Below are 12,916 nucleotides of genomic sequence, written 5' to 3'. Positions count from 1 at the left end.
CGTTTCCGCGCATTTGGCTACCGTAAAGCGGGCGCATAATACTGGAATGTTCAGTTGACATTTCAAGTAATCGGCACGCATTTTATCGGCTGGGCCCAGGCCCGGCATCCATTCTTGAAGAGGGCTGCACAACAATGACAATCATAGTAGAAACCCTTGATCTGGGCAGCACTGGCCCCCGGGTCATGGTCAAGGACACCATCGATGTCGCCGGTACCGCGACCCGCGCCAGCAGCCAGGCGTTAGAGGATGCGCCGTTGGCCGAGCGGCATGCCGACGTGGTCAGCCAGTTGCTGGCGGCCGGTGCCCGGCTGACCGGCAAGGTTAGCCTGCACGAACTGGCGTTCGGCACGACCGGCATCAACCGCTATACCGGCACGGCCGCCAACCCGCGCTTTCCGGGGCGCATACCCGGTGGCTCGTCCAGCGGCTCGGCTGCTGCGGTGGCCGCGGGCCTGGCGGATTTCAGCCTGGGCACCGACACCGGTGGCTCGGTGCGTGTCCCGGCCTGTTGCTGTGGCGTGTTCGGCCTCAAGCCAACGTTTGGCCGGGTAAGCCGTAAAGGCGTGATGCCGGCCCGCACCAGCCTCGACTGCGTTGGCCCGTTCGCCGCGAGCCTGCCGATGCTGGTACGCGCCATGAGCATGATCGACCCAAGTTTCGTCCCCGCCCAGGTACCGGCCAGTGCACGCATCGGCGTATTGCGGGTGACCGCCGAGGCCGCCATCCACAAGGTCGTGCACGGGGCCCTGAGCGCCAGTGGCTTGCCGTTGGGCAATGTCGAACTCAAACACTTTGGCGCCGCCTATGACGCCGGCATGGTCGTGATCAACCGCGAGACGTTCGAAGGCTGTGGCCACCTTCTGCAAACCGGCAAGGTCGGCAGCGATATCGCCGGGCGCCTGGCGGCAGCGGGGCAGACCACTGACACGGCGCTGGCCGAGGCGCAGGAGGTGCGTCGACGCTTCACTGAAGAAGTCGACCAGGCCCTGGCCAACTTCGATGTCCTGGCCCTGCCGACCATGCCGGACTTCCCACTGCGCCTGGAGGACGCCGCCGATACCCGCGCGGTGCTGGGCATGACCTCGCTGGTGCGGCCGTTCAACCTGTCGGGGCACCCGGCATTGAGCATTCCGCTGGGCAGCGAGGCCGGTTTGCCGGTTGGCCTGCAACTGGTGGCGGCCAAAGGCGCCGACGAGAAATTGCTGGCAGTGGCCGAGCGCTTGCTGCTGAACCTGTACGCCGGCAACGATCATTGAGGCCACGATTGCGATGACCGATATCCTCGAACTCCAAGCCCGCCTGCGCAGCTTTGAACACCAGCAGGCCATCCGCGTCTGCATCAACCGCTACATGGCGTTGTGCGACCAACTGGACGCGCAATCCCCACTCGATGAACTGGCGCAGCTGTTTTGCCGTGATGCGGTGTGGGAGGGCAAGGGCGCCAAGTACGCCGAGAGTTTTGGCGGCTACCGCGGGCGCGAAGCGATCCGGGCGATGTTCGCCACCTACATGAAGACCCCGGCGCATTTCGCCTTGAATGTGCACTTTCTGACCAGTGAGGTTATCGAGGTGGCCGGTGAGGAAGGAGTGGGGCGCTGGGTGATGTTGCAGACCAGTACCTTTGCCGACGGCGCCTCGCACCTCAATGCTGCCCGGCTGACCGTGCGTTTTGCGCTGGAAGAGGGCCAGTGGCGCATGGCGCATTTCCAGACCGAGAACCTGTTCAGCCGACCAGTGACGGCGTGGAACAGCGACGCGCCGTTGCCGGTGCCAGAGCGGTAGTTACGCATGCTGGGGCTGCAAAGCAGCCCCAGTGCCTGCAGCTCAGAAGGTACTGACGAACACCACCTGGCCATACAGGTTGTCGTGGTTGTTGCCCAACTGCGTCCCCCCTTGCTCCACGCTGCGATCCGGCTGATACAACCCCACCAGCGGCACGATCATCAGGTGATCATTGAGGGTCCACTCGGCATAGATATCCAGCTCGCGTCCGTCCACATTGCCCAGGCTGCGATCGATGGTGTCGAAATGGAACCCCATCACGCCAAGGTTCAACGTCGGCGTCGGGCTGACCGTCAGGCCGACCTTCTGCACCCGCGCATTGCTGTTGAATGGCCCGGCATAGTTACCGGCCACTTCACCCTGGAACCAGGTACCCAACCCGCGCCCGAGGCCATAGAACAGCGTGTCGTACTGCTCGGAAAAGCGGCTGTAGCGGTAGCTCAGGTTCGGTTGCCAGGGCAGGTCGGCGAAGGTCCAGCCGGCTTCCAGGTACCAGGCGTCCTCGGTGGCGGTATGGGGTTTGTCCTGTTTGGCGTATTCCCCGGACAAAAACAGGTTTTCTACCCCGGCATTGCCCTGGCCACGCAGGCTGTAAGTCTTCATGCCATCGCGTTCCAGTTGCAGCGGGGAGGCGTACTGCTCGTCGACATGGGTAGTGCCGATATAGGTCAGGCCGACGGTGCCAGCGTCCGCCACGTGCTCAAGGGTGGCCACGTGCAGTTCGGTGTTGGCCTGGGCGCGGTTGTCTGACTGCAGCCACATCAGGTCGCCGCGCCAACCACTGCTGCCGCCCAGGCGCAGCACGGCGGTCTTGTCGAAGCTCTTGCGCGCGGCAAGGTAGTACGCACCGCCCCGGTTGAACTGACCATCGGCAAGGCCATGGCCGACGTTCAGCGAGTCACCCTGAAGCAGAAACCCATCGCCCACGGCGACCATCTGCTTGCCGAACGACAGGTCGATACCGTCCTCGCCCAGGATCGGCACCAGGTTGCCGGACTTCCAGCCCACGTAGGCATCCTCGATCTTGCTGGTGCGTTCGCTGCCATCGCTGAAGCCGGCAGCATCACCGTCGCCCCAGGTCGCTGAGCTGAGCATGGCGAAGGCGCCGTACAGCGAACCGACGCTGCCCAGGGCCTGGTCGGCGCTCAAGCCATACTTGATATAGCCTTCCCGCCACGAGGTGGAGCCGGGTTGGCCGCGGGCGATGGCGTAGCTGCGTTCGCTGTGGAATGCCCCGAACACGGCTTCCACATTGGCGTTCAGATGGCGTTCGGCATCGCTGTACAGCTCGTGCGCGGACGCACTCAGCGAAGCCCCGGCCAGGAGTGCGGCCAAGGTTAGGCGGAACGGGCGGTGGTGCATGGTCTGGCTTCCTTTGTCATGGTTTTGGCAGAAGTTCCGAAGACGTGCCAATGATCATGAAGCAAGCCCAGCCCTGGGCTTTTGCCCTGGCTGCCAGTTGACTTTGGCGGTGTGCCAAGCTGATGGGGCGGGCGTTAAAAACGCAGAAGGCCCCATTGCGGGGCCTTCGTGGGCAAACGTGGTTACTTGAGGCCGGCGAGGAAACACGTCACCGACTGGCGTTCGCCAGCGTCCGGCAACCCAGCATAAGGCATGTAGGTGCCGGGTACTGCCGCCTGTGGCTGGGCAATGAAGGCGCCGATGCTTTGCGCCGTCCAGGCCGCCTGGCGCGTTTTCATGGCCTGAGAGTAATTGGCCCCTGGCACGGTACCGGGGGTACGGCCCACCACGTCGTGCAGGTTGGGGCCCATCATCACTGGGCCATCCTTTTGCGCCGAATGGCACGCCGCGCAGTCACGCGCAAACACCTGTTCGCCCTGTTGGCGCTGCGGGGCTGCGCAGTCTTCGGCCAGGGCCAGCGGGCTGGCCAGCGCGGCGAGCAGGAAGGGCATTACGAACTTGCTGGATACGACGGTCGACATCACGCACGGTTCCTGGGTAGGGCAGCGCGGGGCTGCTTCTTGTTGGTGTTCTGCTTGATTGTGTGCGAGTACAGGCGGGCGGGTTTTGTTGTGCCTGCCAGGGTGTTTGCTGGGCTTGTCAGTTGGCGTGACGCTTGCGGTACTCGCCTGGGGTCATGCCAAACCGGCCTTTGAATGCGGTGCTGAAGTAACTCGAATCGGAAAAACCCCAGGCATACCCCAGCGACGACACCTTCTGATCCATCGACGGATTGCGCAGGCTTTCGGCGCAGAAGTCGAGGCGGCGGTTGCGGATGTACTGGGCGATGACCAGGTCGTGTTTGGCGAAGATGCGGTACAGGCTGCGCATGGAGATGCCCACTTCGCGGGCAATGAACTCAGGTGTCAGGCTTTCGCAGGTGATGCGCTGGTCAATCAGTGCCAGGGCCTTGCGGAACATGCGCTCGTGGCTGCCGGGCACCGAGTCCTGGGTGATGGCGGGGCGCAGCAAGGCGATCAGCGCCTCCAGTACCGCCTGGCTTTCGTTGTTGGCCATGTGCTGGGTGCGGCCGGCTTCGAGCATCATCTGGCGGGCCATGCTGGCCAACGGGGTTTGCGCTTCGATGCGTTTGGCGCAGGCCACGCTGACGCCGCGGGTGCCGCTTTCGACCTGAGTGCGCGGCAAAATCAGCGACAACTGGCGCGAGCGCTGGTGGAAGTGCATGTCCAGCGGGGCACTGGCGTCGATCAGGGTCAGGTCGCCGGGCCGCAGTTCGATGCGTGCATCCTGGTGCTCGATATGCGAGGTGCCGGCCATCTGCAAGACGGCATAGTAGTTGTCGGCACCGCTGGCGCGTATTTCCCGCGGTCCGCGGAACAGGTTGACGTGGGTCATGTCGACGATGCTCATGGAAATCTGGCCTACCTGGCACTTTTCGAGCTGGCCGACGAAGCCTGCGTCGAGCTTGCGGGCGTTGAAGTGGCCGCAGGCATCGTTGACCTGGCTGAGCCAGGCCTGGAAGTGATCGTCGGTAACACGGGTTGCTGGTGTCATGGGAGGCCTCGCGTGGTAAGACGTGGAACGGTTCGCTTGGGCGAACTCTTGGAGGGGTGCCTTAAAGCATTACAATTCACTTGAATTTTCAAGCAAAAAGCGGGCCTGGGAGGTGGTGGTAAAGCATAGGGTATTGGCTAGTGCATTGTTATAATTGGGATTAATTTTATTTTTGATGAGGGTGTTGGCAGTGGTAGTGGTGTGATTAGTGCGCTGGAATGCGCTGGAATGTAGCCAATTGATACAGGTTTGTTTCCAGATGTTGCACTTTGGCAGGTTGGGTGAGGGCGACGAGGTGCCTGCCTCAGGTTGTGAGGTGGGGCGTAGATCGAGCGCCGCCCGCGCGGCGCATCGCGAGCAACGCTCGCTCCTACGTTTGTTTCGGGCCAGTGAGTTCTGTGCCATTTGCGCGCGACCGCCTTGTTGGTCCAACGCAATATCGCGCCATGCACCAAAACGGTCGCGCGCGTTTGCCCCAGAATAATTGGCCCGAAACAAACGTAGGAGCGAGCGTTGCTCGCGATGCGCCGCGCGGGCGGCGCTCGATCTCACAGGCGCCGAAGATCCTGCGACGAACACCCCCAACCCCCCCCCAAAAAAAAAACCACCCGACAAACAAAAAAAAGCCCGCTGACAGGGCGGGCTGAAGGCACAACGCTTGCGTGATTCAGTGGCCAAGCCCATCGCTGATGGCAATGCCCTTGGCCTGCATCGCTTCGATCAACCCGGCGCGCACATGCGGCAGGTTGAGCATGCTGTTCTGACGTACCCGATGCACTTCCTCGCCGCTGTACGGCGGCCATTGCTCGGGTGAGCTGTTGCCGGCCATCCCATCCCGCGCCAGCAGCCAATTAAGCAAATCGGCAATCTGCTGATCATTAAGCGCCGACTGGGAAATCCCCGGCACCCGCACCAAAAACTCGCGCCCGCCCGGCACCCGCAGGAAGTTGCCGACAAACCCCTGCATGCGCGGCGTGTCGTTGGCCGCCGAGCCTTCGCCGTTGTCGCGGTGGCAGCCGGCGCATTGCAACTGATAATTCACCGGCACCGAGTAACCGGCCTGGGCAATCGGCACCGGTGGCACCTCGTTGCCCGGCGCCGGGCGCTGGTTGGGGTTGGGCAGGGTCCTGGCCTGGGCGACAGGCGCCAGCAGGCACAGGATCAACACCGCGGTCAGGGCCTTCACGGCGCTAGACCGCCACACCGCGGATGATGGTAACGGTGCAGTTGTAAATCTTCGACTCAGCCCCCAGGCACCAGTTGATGTCGTTGTTGTTGAACGGGCGATACAAGGGTTGTTCATCGTCGTTGCGCGAGCAGGCGCACTGGCCGCACGCGTGCTTACCGCAGCAGTCGTTGTACGAGATGATGTAGTTCTTGCCATCGGCCGGGTTGCGGCAGGTGCCGATCCAGGTTACCAGCGAGGCATCGGTGCCGGGCGGGCAGGAGGTAATCGAACCGCCGCAGCACGAGCACAGGAAACCGTCGATCGAGCAGTTGCGCCAGTAGTCACAGCTGGTCGGGTCACCTGGGTCGCCCATTTTCGGCTGCTCGGCGGCCAGCGCCTTGGCGGTGCGGTCGATCGGCAGCAGCACCGGCAGGGCAGCGCCGGCGACGATCAGCGAGCCCAGGCGCGCCAGCACCTTGCGCCGTGATGTGGTGTCGGCGACATGACGGCTGGAGCGTTCAAACAGTTTGTCGAGAAAACTCATGGTGTGCTCCGCGATCAGTGTTGCGCGCTGTGTGGGTGGGCATGGTCATGGTCATGGTCATGGTCGTGAGCATGGCCGTGCGCGTGGTTGCCGTGCAGGTACTGCTGCAGGCTCGCGCTGCCCAGGTGCGCGGTCTCGAACAGGCTGTCGAGGTGCTCGCGGGAGTTGACCAGGCCCTTGGCGCGCAGGGTGCCGGCCTGGTCGATCAACACGGCGTACGGCAGCTTGCCAATCTGGTAGGTCATGCCGATCTCGGGGCCGACCACATAGGTGGCTTGCTGCAAGTCGTTGGCGTCGATCAGGGCCTGCTGTTCGGCAAAATCACCGTCGCTAACATAGATCACGTCCAGCTCGCCGCTGTTGTCCTTGGCAATCGACTTGACCGCCGGCAGCAGCGATTTGCACACCGGGCAGCCGGGCGCGAGGAAGAACAGCAGTTGCGAGCGTTCGCTGCGGTAGCCGATGTTTACCGGGCGGCCATGACGGTCGGCGGCGGTGACCTGTGGGGCAGGGTCGTTGACCGTCACGCCTTTGTCTACCATCAGCGCACCGGCAGGCGCGATGCGGCCATGCAGCACGCCGATCTGGCGCACCAGGGCCATGACCGTGAACGCCACCGCGATCAGCAGCAGCCAGAGCAAAATGTTCGATGCGATAAGCAGTTGCATGGGTTATCTCCCAGTCAATTTGGCAAGACGCGGCTGGTTGGCCAGCAGGCCATCCACCGCCACATGAATCAGCAGCGCCACGGCACTGGCCGCAATCACCACGAAAATATCCAGGGCACCGAGTGCACGCTCGGCCATGGGCAGCGCCGCCAGGCCGGCCAACAGGGCGATCACCAGGTTGCGCAGCAACAGCACTGGGCGCAGTGGCTGGGCAGCGCCGGGGCCTGAACAGCCGCAATCGATGTCGCGGCGGCCACGCCACAGGTTGATACCGATGGCGCTGGCATACAGCGCCATCAACAGCACCACCGCCAACGCCGCGCTGGCCCGCACACCGGGTAGCAGCAAAGCCAGCGCCAGGGCCAATTCGGCCAGCGCAAGGCTTGCCGTGGCTACGGGTGCCAAGGGCGCTGGCAGCAGTTGGTAGGCGCGCACGATGGCGCTGAACGCGCGCAGGTCACGTAGCTTGTGGCTGGCGGCACTGGCCAGCAGCGTCGCCAAAGCGGTACTGCTGGCAATCACGAGAACAGGGTCGAGCATGGTCGGGTCTCCTGTTTACCAAGGGGCCAAGGTGAGCACGGGCGTGTCGGCGATCTGATCCATGGCACCGCTGTGCTTGCCGGTGGCCAGGTCGAAGAACTGCACGCCGCCTTCCAGGTCGGTGGCCACCAGAATGGGCGCCTTGTCATGGCTGGCCTGCAGGCTCCAGACTGGCTTGGGCGAGTCGAGCGTGCCGAGTTTCTTGCCCGTCTTCAGGTCGAACGCCCAGATGGTGGTGCTCGGGTCTTCCCATTTGCCATCGGTGTGCTGGTCATGCATCAGCGCATACAGCCGGTTCAGGCCTGGCGCCAAGGCCAGGGCTTGCCAGCCACCCGGCGCCCAGCCTTGCTTGCGTTCCTCGTCGCTGACCAGCGACCAGGTGGGCTGCGGCTTGGCCTTGCCCCCTTCGAAACTCACCGGGTACACCTCGCCATGGGTGGTGGTGAAATAGTAGGTGTCGCCGTTGGCGATGGCGCGCTCGTTGAGGCGGACCTTGTTCGGGTCGAAGAACGGCGTCTGGGTGCGCGAGACTTCTTTGCCGTCATCATCCAGTGTCACCACCAGCAGTTGGCCGTCACCGCACAGTGACGCGAAGCTGCGTTTGCCGACTGGGTAGTTGAGTACGCAGCCGCTGATGGCGACTTCGCTGGCGACCGAGTGCGTCTGAGTATTGACCACGGTCACCGATGTCGACGGCGTCAGGTTGAAGACATATGCCAGCTTGCTGTCGGCGCTGACGCCCATCGCGTACTTCTCGGTGAGCGTGGAGGCGCGCTTGGCGGGCAGTACCACTTCCCATTGCGGGCGCAGGGTCTGGGTGTCCCACGCCACCAGTACGTCGGTGCGTTCGCCGTAGGTGCCACGCGAGTAGAACAGGTTGGCCGAGTACAGGGTGCGGTTGTCTGGGCTCAGCGCCGTTGGGGCGACGAAGGCGTTGGTGGTCATGCCGAGCATGCGCTTGGCCTTGGGGTCGACCACCACCACCTTGCCGGCGATGGGGTTCTTGAAGTCCACATCGAGGATGTAGACACGGTGAGGGTCCGGCGGGAACGGCAGGTTGGTCTGGCCGATCTCTTCGGCGGGCAGGTCGGCCCGCACCGCGCTTGTGCTCGCGGCCAGGGCCAAGGCCAGGGCTGCCGAGATGCTAAGCCTGTCTACGCGACGCATTGGCTATCTCCGATGTTGTTATGGGTTATGCAGATATCGCAGTGATCGCAGTGTGCCGCCTGGGCCGGCGTGGTGATTTGGCCAGCGTGACATTCTCTTGAGGCTCCCTGACAAAACGCCGGTCGGGGCTGGCAGGCGGGTAGGCGGGGGCCTGAAGATCGGCCCGCACACACTTTTGCGCTGCCTTCCAGGAGTCATGTCATGAGCGATATCCAACTGTTACCTGCCGTGGTCGAGTTCCTCGCCAGGCCCCATGGCCATTTCATCGAGGGCCAATACCAGGCGGGTGAGGCGGGGCCGTCAGTCGATATCCACGACCCCTCCAGCGGCACGGTCATCAGCCGGGTTGCCGAGGCCAGCGAGGTGGAAGTAGCACGTGCGGTGCACAGTGCCCGGCAGGCCTTCAAGGGCAGTTGGGCTGAGGTTTCCCCCTATCAGAAAGGCGTGGTGCTCAACCGCTTGGCTGACCTGATCGAGGCCAATGCCGAAGAGCTGGCACAGCTCGAGACCCTGTGTTCCGGCAAGTCGATCAACCTCTCGCGGGGGTTGGAGATCGCTCAAAGTGTAGTCTTCCTGCGTTATTTCGCGGGTTGGGCGACCAAGATCACTGGGCAGACCATGACCCCGTCGCTGCCTTCATTCGGTGGCGAGCGCTACACCGCCTTTACCCTGCGTGAGCCGGTGGGCGTGGTCGCGGGGATCGTGCCGTGGAATTTCTCGGTGATGATCGGTATCTGGAAGATCGCCTCTGCCTTGGTCACCGGTTGCACCATCGTGATCAAACCCAGCGAATTCACGCCGCTGACGCTGCTGCGCATCGCCGAACTGGCGGTCGAGGCAGGGGTGCCGGCGGGGGCGTTCAACGTGGTTAATGGGCGTGGGCAGGCGGGCCAGCTGTTGATTGAGCACCCGCTCGTGGCCAAGGTCGCGTTCACAGGCTCGGTGCCGACCGGTATCGCCGTCGGCAAGGCCGCGATGGCGGCCAACCTGACCCGCGCCACGCTGGAGCTGGGGGGCAAGAACCCGGCAGCGTTGTTGGCCGATGTGGACGTGGACGGCGCCGTGGCAGGCATCCTGCAGACGGCCTTCGTGCACCAGGGGCAAGTGTGCGCTTCGCCGGAGCGGGTGTATGTGCACCGCAGCAAGGTTCAGGAATTTACCCGCAAGCTGGGTGAAGCGCTGGGGCAGTTGAAGATTGGTTCGGCGCTCGACCCCGACGCCCAGTTCGGCCCTTTGGCCAATGCTGCGCACCTGCAGAAGATTCTCGGCTTCTTCGAGCGTGCCCGGGCCAGCAACACGGTGGTTTGTGGGGCGAAGGCGCTTGATCGGCCGGGCTACTTCGTCGAGCCTACGGTGGTGCTGGCCAATGACCCCAGTGACCCGTTGCTGCACGAGGAAACGTTCGGCCCGATCGTCTGTGTGCTGCCGTTCGACGATGAAGAGCAGTTGCTGGCGTTGATGAACGATAGCCCCTATGGCCTGACCGCCAGCCTGTGGACCAACGACCTGTCCAAGGCGCTGCGGCTGATCCCGCAGATCGAAGCGGGCACGGTGTGGGTCAACATGCACACCTTCCTCGACCCGGCGGTGCCGTTTGGTGGGTCGAAGGCATCCGGGGTAGGGCGTGAGTTTGGCAGTGCGTTCATCGAGGATTACACCGAACTGAAATCGGTGATGATCAGGTACTGATGAAGGGTGAGGGGCCAGGCACGTCCCCGCCTTCAGCCCTTCGTACGGCAAAGGACAGTGCAGCAAAATTTTGTGAACCACTTCACAAAATCCGAGTGACCGGCATAATGCCATCACCTCTGTACAAGACCCGGTTGCGCAGCGCCGGGGTCCTTTTCGTGCCCGTCGAAGGTTCAGGTTAATTTCATGTCGCTAGTCGCAAGCCCCGACATCATGTATCGGCTGTTGATCCAGAGCGTGGTGGACTATGCCATCTACCTGCTCACCCCCGAAGGCATTGTTGCCAACTGGAACCCCGGCGCCCAGCGGGCCAAGGGGTACCTTGCCGACGAGATCGTCGGCCAGCATTACTCGTTGTTCTACAGCGAAGCCGAACGGGCTGCCGGGCTGCCCGCGCACAACCTTGAACAGGCGCGTTGCACGGGGCGCTTCGAAGAGGTGGGTGTGCGGCTGCGCAAGGATGGCTCGGCCTTCCATGCGCATGTGGTGATCGACGCGGTGCATGACGATGACGGCCGCCTGGTGGGGTTCGCCAAGGTCACCCGCGACATCTCCGAACGCCACCAGCAGGAGCTGGAGCTGCTCAAAGCCAAGGAACTGGCCGAACAGTACAGCCAAGAGATGGCCAAGCTGTCGCAGTTTCTCGACTCGGTCATTGCCAACATCCCGGCCAGTGTCATGGTCCAGGACCTGGAGAGCCAGCGCATCCTGCTGGCCAACCAGCAGGCCGAACGCCTGTTTGGTGTGCCGGGTTCGAGCATGATCGGGCAACTGCCTGCCCAAAGCCTGGCGCCGGCTGCAGCCGATTACCTGGAGCAACAGCTCGCTCGCGGGGCACGCAGCACCAAGGGCTATGCCGCCGAAACCCGGGTCGACACCCAGTGCGGGCCACGCACCCTGCGCAGCCGTACGCTGCTCAGCCAGCACCGCGAGGGCCAGGCCGACTATGTGCTGTTCGTGGCCGAAGATGCCACTGAAGAGTTGGCGGCCCACGCGCAGATCCACCATATGGCGCACCACGATGCCCTCACCGGGCTGCCCAACCGCACGCTGTTCCATGAGCGTTTGCGCCAAGCCTTGGTACGCGGTGATGAGAACGCCAAGCTGACCGCTGCCCTGTGCCTGGACCTGGACAACTTCAAGAACATCAACGATTCGTTAGGTCACGCGTTCGGCGACAAGCTGCTGCGTGAGCTGGGCAAGCGCTTGCGCCGCGAACTGCGCGAGCACGACACGTTGGCCCGCCTGGGCGGTGACGAGTTTGCCATCGTGCTCACGGGGCTGGATGGCCGTGATGCCGCGTGCAATACCGCGCAGCGCCTGATCAATGCCATTTGCCCGCCGTTTCAGATCGAGGGGCATCAGTTCACGGTGGGTGTGAGTATCGGCGTGGCGATCGCCCCCGGCGACAATGACCAGGCCGAGCAACTGCTGGGCTATGCCGACATGGCGTTGTACGAAGCCAAGCGCAATGGACGCAACCGGTACGAGTGCTTCAATGTCGAGCTGGATGTCGCCGCCCGCCAACGCCGCCTGGTGGAAACCGACCTGCGTACGGCGCTGCACCTTGGTCAACTGCAGTTGCACTACCAGCCGGTGGTCGATCAGCAGACCAGCAGTGTGACGGGGTATGAGGCGTTGTTGCGCTGGGAGCACCCGACCCGCGGCATGGTCATGCCCATGGACTTCATCCCCATCGCCGAAGAGACCGGGCTGATTCACGAGCTCGGCATTCGCGCGCTGAACCTGGCGTGCCAGGAGGCGGCCAGCTGGGACAGCGAACAGACAGTGTCGGTCAACCTGTCCCCGGTGCAGTTCAAGAATGCCAACCTGGTCCATACCGTGGCTTTGGCCCTGGCAGATTCGGGCTTGCCGGCGCGGCGCCTGGAGCTGGAGATCACCGAGTCGGTGTTGTTGGGCAACAGTGAGGAGAACGTGCGCACCTTGCGGGCGCTGAAGGACCTAGGTGTGTCGATTTCGCTGGACGACTTCGGTACCGGGTATTCGTCGTTGGGGTATTTGCGTTCGTTCCCGTTCGACCGGATCAAGATCGACAAGTCGTTCGTGCATGACATGTGCGACAGCCGCGAAGCCATGTCGATCATCCGCGCCATTACCGACCTGTCCAACAGCCTGATGATCAAGACCACGGCCGAGGGTGTGGAGTCAGAAGAGCAGATGCGGCGCCTGGCGGCAGAGGGGTGCTCGCACTTCCAGGGCTACCTGTATGGGCGGCCTGTGCCGGCGAGTGAGCGGTTGAAGCAGGTGGCGTTGTTGTGGGGCTAGGTGCGCGGGGGCCGCTGCGCGCCCCATCGCCGGCAAGCCGGCTCCCACAGGTACAGCGTTGATCGCGAGGTGCGCGCAATTTGTGGGAGCCGG

Annotated in this window: 12 protein-coding genes; 4 read left to right on the top strand and 8 right to left on the bottom strand. The window is 63.4% G+C overall.

Features of this window, described 5'->3' with window-relative positions:
- The first annotated feature begins 134 nt into the window (after nt 1–134).
- Together ACMCNM_RS18465 and ACMCNM_RS18460 are read left to right on the top strand one after the other, a co-directional pair.
- A complete protein-coding gene (locus ACMCNM_RS18465; protein ID WP_412765111.1) occupies nt 135–1,259 on the top strand; it encodes an amidase in 1,125 nt (374 codons plus the stop codon).
- A gap of 13 nt (nt 1,260–1,272) precedes the next feature.
- Nucleotides 1,273–1,785, top strand: coding sequence for a nuclear transport factor 2 family protein (locus ACMCNM_RS18460; protein ID WP_274887692.1), 513 nt, complete (start codon nt 1,273–1,275; stop codon nt 1,783–1,785).
- 42 nt (nt 1,786–1,827) lie between these two features.
- Here ACMCNM_RS18460 and ACMCNM_RS18455 read toward each other — a convergent pair whose 3' ends face one another.
- The 8 genes from ACMCNM_RS18455 to ACMCNM_RS18420 form a co-directional block, all read right to left on the bottom strand.
- Complete coding sequence (locus tag ACMCNM_RS18455) at nt 1,828–3,147, bottom strand: hypothetical protein (protein WP_412765110.1); 1,320 nt, start codon at nt 3,145–3,147, stop codon at nt 1,828–1,830.
- 182 nt (nt 3,148–3,329) lie between these two features.
- The gene (locus ACMCNM_RS18450) at nt 3,330–3,728 is read right to left on the bottom strand and encodes a c-type cytochrome (RefSeq protein ID WP_027595336.1); all 399 of its coding nucleotides are present in this window, start codon (nt 3,726–3,728) and stop codon (nt 3,330–3,332) included.
- A 118-nt stretch (nt 3,729–3,846) separates the two neighbouring features.
- Nucleotides 3,847–4,761, bottom strand: a complete 915-nt coding sequence (gene feaR, locus ACMCNM_RS18445; protein ID WP_099429006.1) for a transcriptional regulator FeaR — start codon at nt 4,759–4,761, stop codon at nt 3,847–3,849.
- Nucleotides 4,762–5,428: 667 nt separating this feature from the next.
- Complete coding sequence (locus ACMCNM_RS18440) at nt 5,429–5,947, bottom strand: cytochrome C (RefSeq protein ID WP_275745206.1); 519 nt, start codon at nt 5,945–5,947, stop codon at nt 5,429–5,431.
- 4 nt (nt 5,948–5,951) lie between these two features.
- Nucleotides 5,952–6,473: a methylamine dehydrogenase light chain gene (locus ACMCNM_RS18435; protein WP_027595339.1), complete on the bottom strand. Its 522-nt coding sequence runs from the start codon at nt 6,471–6,473 to the stop codon at nt 5,952–5,954.
- A 14-nt stretch (nt 6,474–6,487) separates the two neighbouring features.
- Complete coding sequence (mauD, locus tag ACMCNM_RS18430; protein ID WP_412765109.1) at nt 6,488–7,141, bottom strand: methylamine dehydrogenase accessory protein MauD; 654 nt, start codon at nt 7,139–7,141, stop codon at nt 6,488–6,490.
- Between the two features lie 3 nt (nt 7,142–7,144).
- A complete protein-coding gene (locus tag ACMCNM_RS18425) occupies nt 7,145–7,681 on the bottom strand; it encodes a MauE/DoxX family redox-associated membrane protein (protein ID WP_099453756.1) in 537 nt (178 codons plus the stop codon).
- A gap of 15 nt (nt 7,682–7,696) precedes the next feature.
- On the bottom strand, nt 7,697–8,848 hold the full coding sequence (locus tag ACMCNM_RS18420; protein ID WP_412765108.1) for an amine dehydrogenase large subunit: 1,152 nt from the start codon (nt 8,846–8,848) through the stop codon (nt 7,697–7,699).
- A gap of 201 nt (nt 8,849–9,049) precedes the next feature.
- Between ACMCNM_RS18420 and ACMCNM_RS18415 the strand changes: the two genes are divergently transcribed.
- Complete coding sequence (locus ACMCNM_RS18415; RefSeq protein WP_186682564.1) at nt 9,050–10,537, top strand: aldehyde dehydrogenase family protein; 1,488 nt, start codon at nt 9,050–9,052, stop codon at nt 10,535–10,537.
- Between the two features lie 186 nt (nt 10,538–10,723).
- On the top strand, nt 10,724–12,823 hold the full coding sequence (locus ACMCNM_RS18410) for a putative bifunctional diguanylate cyclase/phosphodiesterase (RefSeq protein ID WP_412765107.1): 2,100 nt from the start codon (nt 10,724–10,726) through the stop codon (nt 12,821–12,823).
- The last annotated feature ends 93 nt before the right edge of the window (nt 12,824–12,916 follow it).

The organism is Pseudomonas sp. NGC7, assembly GCF_047159675.1.
GTDB lineage: Bacteria > Pseudomonadota > Gammaproteobacteria > Pseudomonadales > Pseudomonadaceae > Aquipseudomonas > Aquipseudomonas kermanshahensis.
This window is presented reverse-complemented; position numbering and strand designations above follow the sequence as displayed.

What these genes read in the sequence shown, in the direction of transcription:
- ACMCNM_RS18420 (WP_412765108.1), bottom strand. Translation starts at nt 8,848, where the DNA reads ATGCGTCGCGTAGACAGGCTTAGCATCTCGGCAGCCCTGGCCTTGGCC.
- mauD (WP_412765109.1), bottom strand. Translation starts at nt 7,141, where the DNA reads ATGCAACTGCTTATCGCATCGAACATTTTGCTCTGGCTGCTGCTGATC.
- ACMCNM_RS18465 (WP_412765111.1), top strand. Translation starts at nt 135, where the DNA reads ATGACAATCATAGTAGAAACCCTTGATCTGGGCAGCACTGGCCCCCGG.
- ACMCNM_RS18460 (WP_274887692.1), top strand. Translation starts at nt 1,273, where the DNA reads ATGACCGATATCCTCGAACTCCAAGCCCGCCTGCGCAGCTTTGAACAC.
- ACMCNM_RS18415 (WP_186682564.1), top strand. Translation starts at nt 9,050, where the DNA reads ATGAGCGATATCCAACTGTTACCTGCCGTGGTCGAGTTCCTCGCCAGG.
- ACMCNM_RS18450 (WP_027595336.1), bottom strand. Translation starts at nt 3,728, where the DNA reads ATGTCGACCGTCGTATCCAGCAAGTTCGTAATGCCCTTCCTGCTCGCC.
- ACMCNM_RS18410 (WP_412765107.1), top strand. Translation starts at nt 10,724, where the DNA reads ATGTCGCTAGTCGCAAGCCCCGACATCATGTATCGGCTGTTGATCCAG.
- ACMCNM_RS18435 (WP_027595339.1), bottom strand. Translation starts at nt 6,473, where the DNA reads ATGAGTTTTCTCGACAAACTGTTTGAACGCTCCAGCCGTCATGTCGCC.
- ACMCNM_RS18425 (WP_099453756.1), bottom strand. Translation starts at nt 7,681, where the DNA reads ATGCTCGACCCTGTTCTCGTGATTGCCAGCAGTACCGCTTTGGCGACG.
- ACMCNM_RS18455 (WP_412765110.1), bottom strand. Translation starts at nt 3,147, where the DNA reads ATGCACCACCGCCCGTTCCGCCTAACCTTGGCCGCACTCCTGGCCGGG.
- feaR (WP_099429006.1), bottom strand. Translation starts at nt 4,761, where the DNA reads ATGACACCAGCAACCCGTGTTACCGACGATCACTTCCAGGCCTGGCTC.